The 14,259-nt window shown below is 69.4% G+C and carries 14 protein-coding genes; all 14 read left to right on the top strand.

Annotation, left to right across the window (positions count from 1 at the left end):
* Window positions 1-217 precede the first annotated feature (217 nt).
* The 14 genes from ACWDUA_RS04635 (at window position 218) to hisF (ending at window position 14,257) form a co-directional block, all read left to right on the top strand.
* Complete coding sequence (locus tag ACWDUA_RS04635; protein WP_449749828.1) at window positions 218-1,225, top strand: BMP family ABC transporter substrate-binding protein; 1,008 nt, start codon at window positions 218-220, stop codon at window positions 1,223-1,225.
* Entirely contained in the window at window positions 1,222-2,712 is a 1,491-nt protein-coding gene (locus ACWDUA_RS04630; protein ID WP_449749827.1) for an ATP-binding cassette domain-containing protein, read from the top strand. The genes ACWDUA_RS04635 and ACWDUA_RS04630 overlap by 4 nt, the downstream gene beginning before the upstream one ends.
* Window positions 2,709-3,824 carry an ABC transporter permease gene (locus ACWDUA_RS04625; protein WP_449749826.1) on the top strand — a complete coding sequence of 372 codons (1,116 nt, stop codon included), beginning with the start codon at window positions 2,709-2,711 and terminating at the stop codon, window positions 3,822-3,824. The genes ACWDUA_RS04630 and ACWDUA_RS04625 overlap by 4 nt, the downstream gene beginning before the upstream one ends.
* Window positions 3,821-4,843 carry an ABC transporter permease gene (locus ACWDUA_RS04620; RefSeq protein WP_449749825.1) on the top strand — a complete coding sequence of 341 codons (1,023 nt, stop codon included), beginning with the start codon at window positions 3,821-3,823 and terminating at the stop codon, window positions 4,841-4,843. Before ACWDUA_RS04625 ends, ACWDUA_RS04620 begins: the two co-directional genes overlap by 4 nt.
* Window positions 4,840-5,979, top strand: coding sequence for an acyl-CoA dehydrogenase family protein (locus tag ACWDUA_RS04615; protein ID WP_449749824.1), 1,140 nt, complete (start codon window positions 4,840-4,842; stop codon window positions 5,977-5,979). The genes ACWDUA_RS04620 and ACWDUA_RS04615 overlap by 4 nt, the downstream gene beginning before the upstream one ends.
* 2 nt (window positions 5,980-5,981) lie before the next feature.
* Complete coding sequence (locus ACWDUA_RS04610; protein WP_449749823.1) at window positions 5,982-7,361, top strand: NtaA/DmoA family FMN-dependent monooxygenase; 1,380 nt, start codon at window positions 5,982-5,984, stop codon at window positions 7,359-7,361.
* Window positions 7,362-7,797: 436 nt separating this feature from the next.
* Window positions 7,798-9,129, top strand: a complete 1,332-nt coding sequence (gene hisD, locus ACWDUA_RS04605; protein ID WP_449749822.1) for a histidinol dehydrogenase — start codon at window positions 7,798-7,800, stop codon at window positions 9,127-9,129.
* On the top strand, window positions 9,126-10,280 hold the full coding sequence (locus ACWDUA_RS04600) for a histidinol-phosphate transaminase (RefSeq protein WP_449749821.1): 1,155 nt from the start codon (window positions 9,126-9,128) through the stop codon (window positions 10,278-10,280). The genes hisD and ACWDUA_RS04600 overlap by 4 nt, the downstream gene beginning before the upstream one ends.
* Window positions 10,281-10,913, top strand: a complete 633-nt coding sequence (hisB, locus tag ACWDUA_RS04595) for an imidazoleglycerol-phosphate dehydratase HisB (RefSeq protein ID WP_020792190.1) — start codon at window positions 10,281-10,283, stop codon at window positions 10,911-10,913.
* Window positions 10,910-11,551 carry an imidazole glycerol phosphate synthase subunit HisH gene (gene hisH, locus ACWDUA_RS04590; RefSeq protein ID WP_449749820.1) on the top strand — a complete coding sequence of 214 codons (642 nt, stop codon included), beginning with the start codon at window positions 10,910-10,912 and terminating at the stop codon, window positions 11,549-11,551. The genes hisB and hisH overlap by 4 nt, the downstream gene beginning before the upstream one ends.
* Window positions 11,548-11,811, top strand: coding sequence for a hypothetical protein (locus tag ACWDUA_RS04585; protein WP_059036519.1), 264 nt, complete (start codon window positions 11,548-11,550; stop codon window positions 11,809-11,811). The genes hisH and ACWDUA_RS04585 overlap by 4 nt, the downstream gene beginning before the upstream one ends.
* Window positions 11,812-11,865: 54 nt before the next feature.
* Window positions 11,866-12,609, top strand: coding sequence for a bifunctional 1-(5-phosphoribosyl)-5-((5-phosphoribosylamino)methylideneamino)imidazole-4-carboxamide isomerase/phosphoribosylanthranilate isomerase PriA (priA, locus tag ACWDUA_RS04580; RefSeq protein WP_449749819.1), 744 nt, complete (start codon window positions 11,866-11,868; stop codon window positions 12,607-12,609).
* A complete protein-coding gene (locus tag ACWDUA_RS04575) occupies window positions 12,606-13,460 on the top strand; it encodes an inositol monophosphatase family protein (protein ID WP_449749818.1) in 855 nt (284 codons plus the stop codon). Before priA ends, ACWDUA_RS04575 begins: the two co-directional genes overlap by 4 nt.
* Window positions 13,457-14,257: an imidazole glycerol phosphate synthase subunit HisF gene (gene hisF, locus ACWDUA_RS04570; protein WP_449749817.1), complete on the top strand. Its 801-nt coding sequence runs from the start codon at window positions 13,457-13,459 to the stop codon at window positions 14,255-14,257. The genes ACWDUA_RS04575 and hisF overlap by 4 nt, the downstream gene beginning before the upstream one ends.
* Window positions 14,258-14,259: the final 2 nt, after the last annotated feature.

The raw sequence follows: 14,259 nt of genomic DNA, 5'->3' as shown, positions 1-14,259 counted from the left end.
CGAGATGCATCGGAGTCGACTCGATGGGGTTCCGATCCCCGTAGCATTGCCGAGTTCTGCTGGTCAAACCGATCTGGTCGTTTGATTCACTGTGGTTCTGCCCCTGTTGTCACCGGGTCCGAACTCCCAGGATGTCCACTTGTCAACAAGTTGCCGACGGTCGGGATGTCCTGCATCTCGTCGGGCGGTGTGGAGAACCCCAGAGGACGTGGTGCACATGAGGATCAGAGCAATCCTGGCGAGCCTGCTCGCCGCCGTCGCGATGGTGGCGACCGCATGTTCACCCGACAGCGGGGCCGACACGTCATCGGCGCCGAAGGTGGCGATCATCCTGGGCGGCCTGGCCAACGACGGCGGATTCAACCAGTATGGCGCCGATGCCGTCCACAACCTCGAGAAGGACGACAAGGTCACCGCACAGATCCGCGAATCGGTACACACCGACGCCGACGCGCAGGCCGCGCTGCGGCAGTACGCCGCCGACGGCTACGACCTGATCATCGGCTGGGGCCTGGACTTCGCGAACTCGGTGTTCTCCGTGGCGAAGGAGTTCCCGCAGGCACACTTCCTGGCCACCGGATCGGCCGACATCCTTGCCAAGACCACGGCCAACGTCGAGACCTGGACCTATGCCAGCGATCAGCAGGGCTACCTGCTCGGCTGGGTCGCCGGCAAGGCCGGGCTGTCGCCCACGGCCGTCGTCGACGGACAGCTCGCACCTTTCAACGAGATCACCTACAAGGCGTTCTCGGTGGGTCTGAAGACCACCAATCCCGCTGCGACCGAGCTCAAGCCGGTCTTCACCGGTAGCTGGGAGGACCCGGCGCTGGCGAATCAGGCCACCAAGGCCCAGATCGCGGCGGGCGCGAAGCTGATCGTCACCGGTGCCGAGGGCTACACCTCGGGTGTCATCGCCGCGGCCAAGGAGGCGGGTGTCGCGACCATCGGTGCGTCGGCCACCTCCTCGTCCGATGCGGCTGAGGTCAATATCGGTTCTGTCGCACTGGACTTCACCCCGACCCTCGCCGAGGCCGTCGGCCGCGTCGAGGCCGGTACCTTCGGCGACCACGGATACACCTCGACCATCGCCAACAAGGGACTGGTGTTCACCGGATACCACCGCGTCGCCGCCGCACCCGGATTACCCGCCGACCTCGAGGCCCAGACCACCCAGCTCGCTGCCGACCTGGCCGCCGGCAAGGTCACCATCCCGCCGATCTCGTGACCGGTATCGAGCTGCGTGCGGTGACCAAACGGTTCGGCCACCAGGTCGCACTGCGCGACGTCGACCTCGCCGTGCGATCGGGCCGGGTCCATGCCCTGGTCGGTGAGAACGGTGCGGGCAAGTCCACCGCGCTCAAGATCCTCTCGGGCGCCGAACAACCCGACTCCGGAAGCGTGCACATCGACGCCCGCCCGGTGCGCCTGCGCCACCGACGGGACGGTATCGACCACGGCGTCGGCACCGTGATGCAACAGCTGAGTCTGATCGGTGACCTCACCCTCGCCGAGAACCACATCGTGGCCGGCGATCGGTTCCGCGCCGATCGTGTCCGGGCGGCCCGGCAGCTCGCCGCCGTCGCCGAGCGTGCCGGCTTCCGGATTCCGGTCGACACACCCGTCGCCGAACTCGAACTGGCACAACGTCAACAGGGCGAGCTCGCGATGGCTCTGGCGGGCGGTGCGCGCATCCTGTTGCTCGACGAGCCGACCTCGGCGCTGGGGCCACACGAGACCGAAGCCCTGTTCGGTACCATCCGGACGCTCGCCGACGCCGGCACCGCGGTGCTGCTGATCACCCACCGGATCGACGAGGTGCGCGCGGTCGCCGACGACGTCACCGTCCTGACCCGCGGCACGGTGTCGCTGTCGGGGGCGATGACCGATGTCTCCGACGACCGTCTGGTCGCGGCGATGATCGGCGAGCAGGACGAGGGTTCCGAACGGGTTCGGACGGCGGTGCGTCGGGCCGCCCCGGTGCTGTCGCTGACCGATGTCGGGACCGAGGGTCCCAAAGGTCTTGCCGGCGTGGACATCACCGTGCACGCCGGGGAGGTGGTCGGCGTCGTCGGCGTGGGCGGCAACGGTCAACGAACCCTCGCCGAGGTCGCGGTGGGACTGGTGACGGCGTCGACGGGCCACGTGCGCGTGGGTGATCGGTCACGCGCCGACGACGCCACACTCCGCGACACGGTGTCGTATGTGCCCGAGGAACGGGACGAGGCACTGTTGCCCGATGCCGATGCGGCGCACTCGGCGGTGCTGCGAACCCTCGGGCGTGGCGGATTCCGCACCCGGTTGCGCACCCTCGACTGGTCGGCGATCCGCACGTTCACCAACACCCTGATGCGGCGACACGACGTGCGCCCGGCGTCGCCGGCGGTGCGCGTCGGCGCACTCTCGGGCGGCAACCGGCAGAAGCTGGTGGTCGGGCGCGAACTCGACGCCGACCCGGTGGTGGCCGTCCTGCACGGACCCACCCAGGGGCTCGACCCGCGTGCCGCGGTGGCCATTCGCGCCGAGATCCGCGCGGCCGCCGAGCGTGGCACCGGCATCCTGCTGATCTCCGCCGACATCGACGAGGTCCGCGACCTGGCCGACCGCATCCTGGTGATCTCGCGTGGCCGCATCGTCGACGAGTTCGACATCGAGCAGTACTCCCTGACCCGGGTGGGCCGGGCGATGGCGGGTGTCACCAAGGGGGCCGCATGAGCGCGTTCGCCGAGGCCTTGTCGGATCGACTGGCCGATCGCCGTACCCGGCTCCACATCCAGGCCGCACTGTACGTGGCGGGAGGAGTCGGCGTGGTCGTGGCATTGGTCCTGTCGTCCGGCGCCTACCTGGACACCGCACTGATCGGATGGTTCGACGGCGCATTCGGCAGCAGCTATGCGGCCACCCAGACCATCCAGAACGCGACCACCCTGACCCTCGTCGCACTGGGCGCCGCGGTGGCATTGCGCACCGGGGTGATCAGCATCGGAGGCGAAGGGCAGGTGATCGTCGGGGCGATCGCGGCCACCGCCGTCGCGTTGGGACTCGGCGAGGCCGTACCGCACCCGGTGGCGTTGGTGCTCGGCGTCGTCGCCGGTGCCGTCGGCGGCGTGCTCTGGGCGCTCCCGCCGGCGTTCGCGAAGTGGCGGTGGAACGTCAACGAGATCCTGTTCACCCTGCTCATGAACTATGTCGCCGTGTCCCTGCTGGCATATCTGCTGCGGACGTCGTTACGCGATCCGCAGTCCAACTCCAGTCCGCAGAGCGCGCCGATCCCGGGAGCGTCGATGCTGCCGTTGCTCCCGGTCCCCGGACATCTGCACGCCGGGGTGCTGCTCGTCGTTCTCGCCGTGGTGGTGGGACTGTGGTTCCACCGCACCGGCTGGGCGTTCCTGCTCGACGTGCACCGGACGAGACCTGCGCTGGCATCGCGCGCCGGGCTGGGACATGGCCGGGCGATCCTCGTCGCCTTCGTGGTGTCCGGTGCCGCGGCCGGGGCGGCCGGATGGGTGCAACTGGCCGGGGTGACCGGACGCCTCGAGCCGAACATCACCGCGGGACTGGGGTTCTCGGCAGTCGCCGTTGCCGTGCTCGGGCGGTTCCACCCGATCGGGATCGCAATCGCCGCGATCTTCTATGCGTCCCTCGGAACCGGTTCGGCCGGAGTGCAATTGGCCACCGGAACCACACCGGCCGCGATCGGCACCGTCTCGCAGGGCATCCTGCTGTTGACCGCGGCACTCGTCGGCGCGGTGATGTACGCCGCACGCCGGACCCCAGGTGGTGCGGGGACCCCCGCCGCCACCGCGATCGAGGAGCCGGTCGGATGAGCACGGTCGAGTTCTGGACCGTGGTGATCGCCGGAGCGATCGGACTGTCGGCACCGATCATCGTCGCCGGTGTCGGGGAGATCGTCTTCGAGCGGGCCGGCGGTTTCAACGTCGGCATCGAGGGGATGATGCTGCTCGGCGCCGCCACCGGGGTGGTCGGCGCCCGCGTCGGCGGTGTCTGGGTGGGCCTGCTGTTCGCCCTGCTGGCCGGCGTGCTCGCCGGCGGCGTCCTCGGCTTCGCCCACGCGATCGTCGGCGCCGACATCGTGGTGGTGGGCGTCGCGGTGGGCACCATCACGACCGGACTGTCGGTGTTCATCTACCAGTGGCTCTCGCCGGCCGGGGCGGTCAACCGCACCGTGCCCACCCAGCCGGTCCTGACGCTCCCGCTGCTGGAACACCTCCCGCTGGTCGGTCGGGGACTGGCGCATGCCGGACTGTTCTTCTACGCATCACTGGTCCTGGTGGTGGTCGTCGGCTGGTTCCTGCGCAACACCCGCGCGGGGTTGCGGCTGTCCGCGGTCGGCGCGGCACCCGAGGTCGCCCGGGACCGCGGGATCTCACCGTCGGCGACGTTGTGTGCGGCAGCGGTGTTCGCCGGCGGCTGCGCCGGGCTCGGCGGTGCGGTGGTCTCGCTCGGCAGCATCGGCACCTTCTCGCCGGGTATGACCGGCGGCGTCGGATTCATCGCCCTGGCAGTGGTGATCGTCGCCCGGGGACGTCCCGGGGGACTGGTGATCGGCGCCCTGGGATTCGCGTTCTTCAACAGCCTGGCGTTGCTGGCGCAGACTCGTGACCTCGGCCTCCCGGTGGAGCTCTATCAGGGGCTGCCCTATGTGGTGGCACTCGCCGTGCTGTGTGTCGCAGCCTCGGGACGCGGGTTCGGTCGCAGGCTACGACGTCGCCCACCACGCCCGGCGGCCACCCGACCCTCCGGGGACCCCGGAGATGTGGAAACACCACTCATCAAGAACGACAAGCACTCTCATCCAGATCAACCACAGGAGGCACTCTCATGACCATCGGATTCCTCGGCGATGCACACGATTCCGTCGATGCCCGCGAACGCGACCACATCGACACCGTCGTCGGATTGGCGGAGCAGTTCGCGAAACTCGCGGCCGATCACGACGAGCGCGCCGAGATCAACGTCGCGAACCTCGACGCCCTGCACGATGCCGGGCTGACCGCAGCGGTGTTGCCTGCGGCGGTCGGGGGAGAGGGACTGTCCTATCGGGCATTCGGCGCCATCGTGCGGGCGATCGCGCAGGGCGATCCGGCCACCGCGACGATCTGGGCGATGCACACCGGCGCCGGGGTGGGGCTGGCGGAACTGACCCGGGACGGCCTCGGATCGTTCTTCGCCGACGAGTTCCTGGCCGGCCGCCGGTTCGCCAATGCGCTGTCGGAGCCCGCCACCGGCAACGCCTTCCTCAACCCGCAGCAGGATGCGCAGCCGGTCGACGGAGGCTGGACGCTGCACGGAGCCAAGCGATTCGTCTCGGGCAGTGAGATCGCCGATTACCTGCTGGTCAACGCACGCGTCGACGGAGAGCCCGCGTACTTCGCCGTCATCCCCGACGACTCGGTGACCTTCGTGCCGATCTGGGACACGCTGGGCCTGCGCGCCACCCGCAGTCAGCTGGTGTCCTTCGACAACACGCTGCTCGCCGCGGACAAGCGCGGCCGGGTTCCGGGCCCCACCGACTTCGCCGCGATCCCCGCGGCGCTGCCGGCCATCTCGCTGGGGATCGCCGACGCCGCGCTCGCCGCCCTGATCGCACACGCTCGAGGTCGTGAGATCGCCGGTGCACCGCTGTCGCACCAGCAGTGGGTCCAGCACGCCGTCGCCGACGCCGAGATCAAACTGACTGCCGCACATGCCCTCTACGACAAGGCACTGCGTGAGGCCGACGCGCATGACCCGGCCTTCTTCTCCGACCTGAACCGAGCCAAGTACCTCGCCAACAAGGTGGCCGTGGAGGTGTCCGGTCTCGGCGTGCGGATCGGTGGAGGCACCGGCTTCCTGAAGACCTCACCCATCCAACGGCACCACCGTGATGCGCAGGCCGGGCAGCTGATGGCGCACTCCACCGAGGTACTGGCGACCGTCATCGGCAGCGAGGTCCTCGGCGTCGGGGCGCAGGAGCGGTGACCGTGGCACGTCCCCGGATGATCTTCAACGCGTTCAACATGTTCACCGTGTCCCATCACGATCAGGGGATGTGGGCCTGGCCGGGAAGCCGACAGCGCGAGTACAACTCGGTCGACTACTGGGTGGACGTCGCACAGCTGCTCGAGCGTGGGCATTTCGACACCCTGTTCTTCGCCGATGTGCTGGCGCCGTACGACACCTTCGGCGACAGCAGCGAGCGGGCCATCGCGAGTGGCATGCAGTTCCCGGTCAACGATCCCGGCACCCTGATCCCCGCCCTCGCCCACGCCACCGACGACCTGGGTTTCGTCCTGACCCAGAACATCCTGCAGGAACCGCCGTATGCGTTCGCGCGCAAGATGTCGTCGCTCGATCACCTCACCCGCGGACGGATCGCCTGGAACATCGTCACCACGTTCCTGCCCGGTGCGGGCCGCAACCTGGGGTTCGCCGGATTGCCCGACCACGCCGAACGGTATGCGCGCGCAGACGACTTCGTCGACGTCGTCTACAAGTTGTGGGAGGCGTCCTGGGAGGACGACGCCGTCATCGCCGACGCCGCGACCGGCCGATACAACGACCCGGCCAAGATCCATCGCATCGATCACACCGGGCCCTACTACGACGTCGTCGGCCCGCATCTGTGTGAACCGTCGCCGCAGCGCACGCCGTTTCTCGTGCAGGCCGGGGTGTCCGCGCGCGGACGTGACTTCGCCGGCCGCAACGCGGAGGCATTGTTCATCAATGCGTTGAGTCCGCAGGAGGCCGCACCCGTCGTCGCCGACGTCCGGGCCGCCGCAGCCCGTCACGGGCGTGATCCGGCGAGCGTGGTGTTGTTCGGCATCCTCGGCTTCGTCGTCGGCAGCACCGAAGCCGAGGCCAAGCGGCTACAGGAGGAGATCACCGACTTCCAGAGCATCGACGCCCACCTCGCCAAGCAGAGCGTCTTCCTCGGATACGACTTCGGCCAACTCGACCCGAACGAGCCGATCGGTGAGATCGCCACACGGCCCGAAGGAAAGGAAGGAGTCGTCGGGCAACTCATCGCGATGTCGCCGAACGATCGTTTCACCATCGGTGAGCTGGTCCGCTGGTACGGCAACCTGCGGGTGGTGGGCACCCCGGAACAGATCGCCGACCACATCGAGGCCTGGCAGGATGCCGGCGTCGGTGGGATGAACGTCCAGTACGTGGTGTCGCCGGGCACCTTCGAGGACTTCGTCGACCATGTCGCTCCTGAGCTGAAGCGCCGCGGGATCATGCAGGATCGCTACCGGCCGGGAACGTTGCGGGAGAAGATCTTTCCCGGCAACGGGCCGTACCTCCCCGAAGCGCATCCGGCTCGCGGACACCGTCGGGCGGCATTCGGTGTGACCGTCTGACCGAGACCTGCCAGAACCTGGCGTCGTGCCGAGCGGGGTGTGGATAGTCCACGTGGTGGCGCGTTTTCGGCCACTTCGTGGAGTGTCGGGGACCCGACAATCGCCATATCGGACCGCGGCCGAATCAATGGTCGACCACCGTACGCGGATGGGCGTCCGGCGGGTGCCATACGGTGCGTCCGGCATCCGGACCGTCGGACTGCCTGCCGCCCGACGCGGGGGATCGATTTGTTCGCCAGAACGTGCACAGCACACTGAACCCGTGCGGATCATCCCCGCCGCACCCCATCCGACGCCACATTCTGGACGGCTTCACGAACCCGGTGAAGGCGTCGCATCGCTGACCGCGAACCGCCGCCACCACCGCGTGGGAAACCCGGTGGCGCGCGACCCGTAAACTGGGTGGGTAAAACCCCACCCAGACCAGGAGTGACCCATGCTCGCCCGAACCGACCTGCGCGGTAGCACCCCGACGCTCGCTGAGCTGCGTCGTGCGCTGCCCCGCGGTGGCACCGACGTCAACGCCGTACTCGACACGGTGGCGCCGGTGGTCCATTCGGTCGCCGAGCGTGGTGCCGAGGCCGCCCTGGAGTACGGCGAGAAGTTCGACGGCGTCAAACCCACCTCGGTGCGGGTTCCGGCGCAGGTCATCGCCGACGCCCTGGCCGGCCTCGACCCGGCCGTCGTCGACGCGCTGCGTGAATCCATCACCCGTGCCCGCGCCGTGCACGCCGACCAGCGCCGCGAGACCAGCCGCACCCAGGTGGTCGACGGCGGCGTCGTCAGCGAGAAGTGGATTCCGGTCCGGCGCGTCGGTCTGTACGTCCCCGGCGGCAACGCCGTGTACCCGTCGTCGGTGATCATGAACGTCGTCCCGGCCCAGGAGGCGGGCGTCGGTTCGCTCGTCGTCGCCTCGCCGCCGCAGAAGGACTTCGGCGGCCGGCCGCACCCGACCATCCTCGCCGCCTGTGCGCTGCTCGGCGTCGACGAGGTGTGGGCCTGCGGCGGTGCCCAGGGCATCGCGCTGCTCACCTACGGCGGCGTCGACACCGACGGCGGAGTGCTCGACCCGGTCGACCTGATCACCGGACCCGGCAACATCTACGTCACCGCCGCGAAGCGACTGTGCCGCGGCGTGGTGGGCATCGACTCCGAGGCCGGCCCCACCGAGATCGCGATCCTGGCCGATTCCACCGCGGTCCCCGAACTCGTCGCCGCCGACCTGATCAGCCAGGCCGAGCACGACGTACTCGCCGCGTCGGTGCTCGTCACCGACTCCATCGAGCTCGCCGACGCCGTCGACGCCGCACTCGTCGACCAGGTCGCCCAGACCAAGCACCGCGACCGGGTGGCCACCGCCCTGGCCGGCGCCCAGTCGGGCATCGTCCTCGTCGACGATCTCGAGGCCGGGCTCGCCGTGGTCGACGCCTATGCCGCCGAACACCTCGAGATCCAGACCGCCGACGCCGCCGCGGTCGCCGACCGCGTACACAACGCCGGTGCGATCTTCGTCGGCAACTACGCGCCGGTCAGCCTCGGCGACTACTGTGCCGGGTCCAATCACGTCCTGCCGACCTCGGGTTCGGCGCGCTTCGCGTCCGGCCTGTCGGTGCAGACCTTCCTCAAGGGTGTTCACGTCATCGACTACGACGAGGCAGCACTGCGCGACGTCGCCGCCAAGGTCGTCACCCTCGCCCAGGCCGAGGACCTGCCCGCCCACGGCGATGCCATCACCCGACGCTTCGCCGGTGAGGTGACGAGCCGGTGACCGCATCGCGCGACGCGGTGACCACCCCGGCCGTCCCGGGCGCATCGATCACCGTCGACGACCTGCCGTTGCGCGACAACCTGCGCGGTAAGAGTGCGTACGGTGCACCGCAATTGCGGGTTCCGGTGATTCTCAACACCAACGAGAACCCGCACCCGCCGTCGGAGCAGTTGATCGCCGACGTCGCCGAGTCGGCGCGGGCGGCGGCACAGGAACTGCACCGCTACCCCGACCGCGACGCGGTGGCCCTGCGTACCGAGCTCGCCGCGTACCTCACCCGTGCGACCGGTGTGTCGCTCTCGGTCGAGAACGTCTGGGCGGCAAACGGTTCCAACGAGATCCTGCAACAGCTGCTGCAGGCCTTCGGCGGTCCCGGGCGCTCGGCACTGGGCTTCGTCCCGTCGTACTCGATGCATCCGATCATCTCCGACGGCACCGACACCCGGTGGCTCGAGGCCAAGCGCGACGCCGACTTCGGCCTCGACATCGACTACGCCGTCACCGAGATCGTCGCGACCCGTCCCGACGTCGTCTTCGTGACCTCGCCGAACAACCCGACCGGCGCCTCCATCCCGAACGCCGGACTCCGGGCGATCGTCGAGGCGGCACCCGGCATCGTGATCGTCGACGAGGCCTACGGCGAGTTCTCCGAACAGCCGAGCGCCGTCGAACTGATCGACGGGTACCCGGCCAAGGTCGTCGTCAGCCGCACCATGAGCAAGGCCTTCGCCTTCGCCGGCGGTCGCCTGGGATACCTGGCCGCCTCACCGGCGATCGTCGAGGCGCTGCAACTGGTGCGCCTGCCGTATCACCTGTCGGTGCTGACCCAGGCCGCCGCGCGCGCGGCCCTGCGGCATTCCACCGAGACCCTCGCCGGGGTCGCGACCATCGTCGCCGAACGCAAGCGGGTGGTGGCCGAACTGGCCGCCGCCGGCTTCGACGTGGCGGAGTCCGACGCCAACTTCGTGCTGTTCGGACGGTTCACCGACGCCCCGGCCTCCTGGCGCCGCTACCTCGACAACGGGGTGCTCATCCGCGATGTCGGAATCCCCGGCCATCTGCGCGTCACCATCGGCCTGCGCGCCGAGAACGATGCATTCCTCGACGTCAGCCGTCAGCTCGCCGCCACCGACCTGGGAGAGAAGGGGTAAGTGACCTCAGGACAGCAGCCCGCACCGCGTATCGCGCGGATCGAGCGCACCACCAAGGAATCGTCGATCACCGTCGAGTTGAACCTCGACGGCACCGGCAAGACCGACATCTCCACCGGTATCCCGTTCTACGACCACATGCTCACCGCGTTCGGTGCACACGGCAGCTTCGACCTCACCGTCAAGGCCGAGGGTGACATCGAGGTCGAGGGCCACCACACCATCGAGGACACCGCCATCGTCCTCGGCCAGGCGCTCGGCCAGGCCCTCGGCGACAAGAAGGGCATCCGCCGCTTCGGCGACTGCTTCATCCCGATGGACGAGACCCTCGCCCATGCCGTCGTCGACGTCTCCGGCCGGCCGTACTGCGTGCACACCGGCGAGCCCGAACACATGCTGGCCGCGGTGATCGGCGGCTACCCGGGGGTGCCGTACTCGACGGTGATCAACCGGCACGTGTTCGAGTCGATCGCCCTGAACGCCCGCATCGCATTGCACGTGCGCGTGCTCTACGGGCGCGACCAGCACCACATCACCGAGGCCGAGTTCAAGGCCCTCGCCCGGGCACTGCGTGAGGCCACCGAGTACGACCCGCGCACCAGCGGTATCCCGTCCACCAAGGGGGCACTGTGAGCGCCCCGACCATCGCGCTGCTCGACTACGGCAGCGGCAACCTGCGCTCGGCGCACCGCGCCCTCGAACGGGTCGGCGGCGACGTCACCGTGACCAGCGACTTCGACACCGCCATCAACGCCGACGGCCTCGTGGTCCCCGGTGTGGGTGCATTCGCCGCCTGCATGGAGGGTCTGCGGGCGGTGAAGGGCGACCGGATCATCGGCCGCCGGCTGGCCGGCGGCCGACCGGTGCTGGGCATCTGTGTGGGCATGCAGATCCTGTTCGAGCAGGGTGTCGAATTCGGTGTGGAGGCCGAGGGCTGCGGCGAGTGGCCCGGCGCGGTCACCCGGCTGCATGCCCCGGTGCTGCCCCATATGGGCTGGAACACCGTTGCCGCACCGGAGGATTCGGTGCTGTTCGGCGGGCTCGACGCCGAGACCCGCTTCTATTTCGTGCACTCGTACGCGGCGCAGGAATGGACCATGGACAACGACGGCACCGCGCTGCGGGCACCCGCCCTGACCTGGGCCGACTACGGCGGAAAGTTCTTGGCCGCGATCGAGAACGGGCCGCTGAGCGCGACCCAGTTCCATCCGGAGAAGTCGGGCGATGCCGGAGCGCACCTCCTGCGGAACTGGATGGGGAGCCTGGCATGACCGGCGCCGGTGACGGAAACACGCCCTACCGGTTCTCCTACGGCAAGTTCGTCCTGTACGTGCTGGGCTCGGGAGTGCTGGTGCTGGTGGTGTGCGTGCCCATCATCCTGGTGCTCGCGCACTGGAATTCCGTCGCCGGACTCATCGCCGCACTGGTCACCGTGATCTTGATGATCGCCACGATCGGCACGGTCTCGAAACGACAGATCGGCAAGGCCGAGGCCGCCATGCGCGCCCGCGGTCAGCTACCGCCCACCTGACATCCATCAGACCCGTCACCACCCAACGGAAATCAGCAAAGGACCTACCGATTCATGGGTAACACCCTCGAACTCCTGCCCGCCGTCGACGTCGCCGACGGTCAGGCCGTCCGCCTGGTGCAAGGTGCCGCGGGCACCGAGACCTCCTACGGTTCGCCGCGCGAGGCGGCACTGGCCTGGCAGCGTGACGGCGCCGAGTGGATTCACCTGGTGGATCTCGATGCCGCGTTCGGCCGCGGCGACAACCGGGCCCTGCTGGCCGAGGTGGTCGGCGAACTCGACGTCAAGGTGGAACTGTCCGGCGGCATCCGCGACGACGACTCGCTCGAGGCCGCCCTCGCCACCGGTTGCACCCGCGTCAACCTGGGTACCGCCGCACTCGAGAACCCCGAATGGTGTGCCCGCGCGATCGCCCGCCACGGCGACCGGATCGCGGTCGGCCTCGACGTGATCGGCGACGGCTCCTCCTACCGGCTGCGCGGCCGCGGCTGGGTCACCGACGGCGGTGACCTGTGGGAGGTCCTCGAACGCCTCGACCGCGACGGCTGCGCCCGCTACGTCGTCACCGACGTCTCCAAGGACGGCACCCTCGCCGGACCCAACCTGGAACTGCTCGGCGAGGTCGCCGCGGCCACCGACGCCCCGATCGTGGCGTCCGGCGGGGTCTCGGCGATCGACGACCTCGTCGCCATCTCCGGGCTGGTCGAGCAGGGCGTCGAGGGAGCGATTGTCGGCAAGGCCCTCTACGCCGGCCGGTTCACCCTCCCGGAGGCGCTGAAGGCGGTCAGCGGCCGTTGACCACCGGCACCGACCTGGATCTGCCCCGGCTGCTGGACGTGGCCGGCGGCATCCTCGACGGCGTCAGTGACGAGTTCGTCGCCGGGCTCGGCGCACCGAGTGCGGTGAGCAAGGGACGCACCGACTTCGCCACCCAGGTCGACCTCGACCTCGAACGCCGCATCTCCGCCGCACTCGCCGACCGCACCGGGATCGCCGTGCACGGCGAGGAGTTCGGCGGGCCGCCGGTCGACGAGGGTGTGGTGTGGGTGCTCGACCCCGTCGACGGAACCTTCAACTACTCCGCGGGCATCCCGTTCACCGGCATCCTGCTCGCCCTGCTGGTGGAGGGGCGCAGCGTGCTGGGCCTGACCTGGATGCCGTTGTCGGGGCAGCGGTTCGCCGGGCACGTCGACGGTCCCCTGCTGTGCAACGGTGAGCCGGCCCGGGTGGAACCGCCGGCCAGGCTGTCGGAGGCGGCGATCGCCTTCGGTGCGTTCAACGCCGCACACGGCGGGCGGTACGCCGGTGCCCGCCGCGCCGATCTGCTGCGCGCCCTGTCCGGACGGGTCGCCCGGGTGCGGATGACCGGCAGCACCGGCGTCGACATGGCGTATGCGGCGTGTGGTGCCTTCGGTGCCGCGATCGCCTTCGGTCGCCACCCCTGGGACAACGCGGCCGGTGCCGCACTCGTGGCCGCCGCCGGTGGCGTGGCCACCGACCTGGCCGGTGACCCGTGGACGGTCACGTCACCGTCGCTGGTGGCCGGTGCACCCGGCATCCACCGTGAGGTGATGGCCGTCATCGACGAGGTGATCGCCGGGGACTGGTCAGGCCGGGAAGCTCTCGATGAGGAGGAACAGACCCGATGACTTTGGCGGTACGCGTCATTCCCTGCCTGGACGTCGACGACGGCCGGGTGGTCAAGGGCGTCAACTTCCAGAACCTGCGCGACGCCGGTGACCCGGTGGAACTCGCCGCACGCTACGACGCCGAGGGGGCCGACGAGCTCACCTTCCTCGACGTCACCGCGTCGAGCTCGGGGCGCTCCACCATGCTCGACGTGGTGCGCCGCACCGCCGAGCAGATCTTCATCCCGCTCACCGTGGGCGGCGGCATCCGCACCGTCGACGACGTCGACACCATGCTGCGCGCCGGCGCCGACAAGGTCAGCGTCAACACCGCGGCGATCGCCCGTCCCGAGGTGCTCGACGAGATGAGCCGTCGCTTCGGGTCACAGTGCATCGTGCTGTCGGTGGACGCCCGCACCGTCCCGGACGGCGACGCCCCCACCCCGTCCGGATGGGAGGTCACCACCCACGGCGGACGTACCGGTACCGGCATCGACGCCGTCGAATGGGCAAGGCGCGGTGAAGAACTCGGAGTGGGAGAGATCCTGCTCAACTCCATGGACGCCGACGGCACCAAACAGGGCTTCGACCTCACGATGCTCGCGGCGGTACGTGCGGCCGTCGACGTGCCGGTGATCGCCAGTGGTGGCGCCGGTGCGGTGGAGCACTTCCCGCCGGCGATCGAGGCCGGTGCCGACGCGGTCCTCGCCGCGTCGGTGTTCCACTTCGGTGAGCTCACCATCGGGCAGGTCAAGGACGCGATGGCCGCTGCCGGCATCACCGTCCGTACCGCCCGCGACACCGGACCGGAGGTGTGATC

The sequence above is a fragment of the Gordonia sp. NPDC003376 genome, from assembly GCF_053589235.1.
Note: the sequence above shows the minus strand (reverse complement) of the source record. Positions and strands in the feature narration are given on the sequence as shown.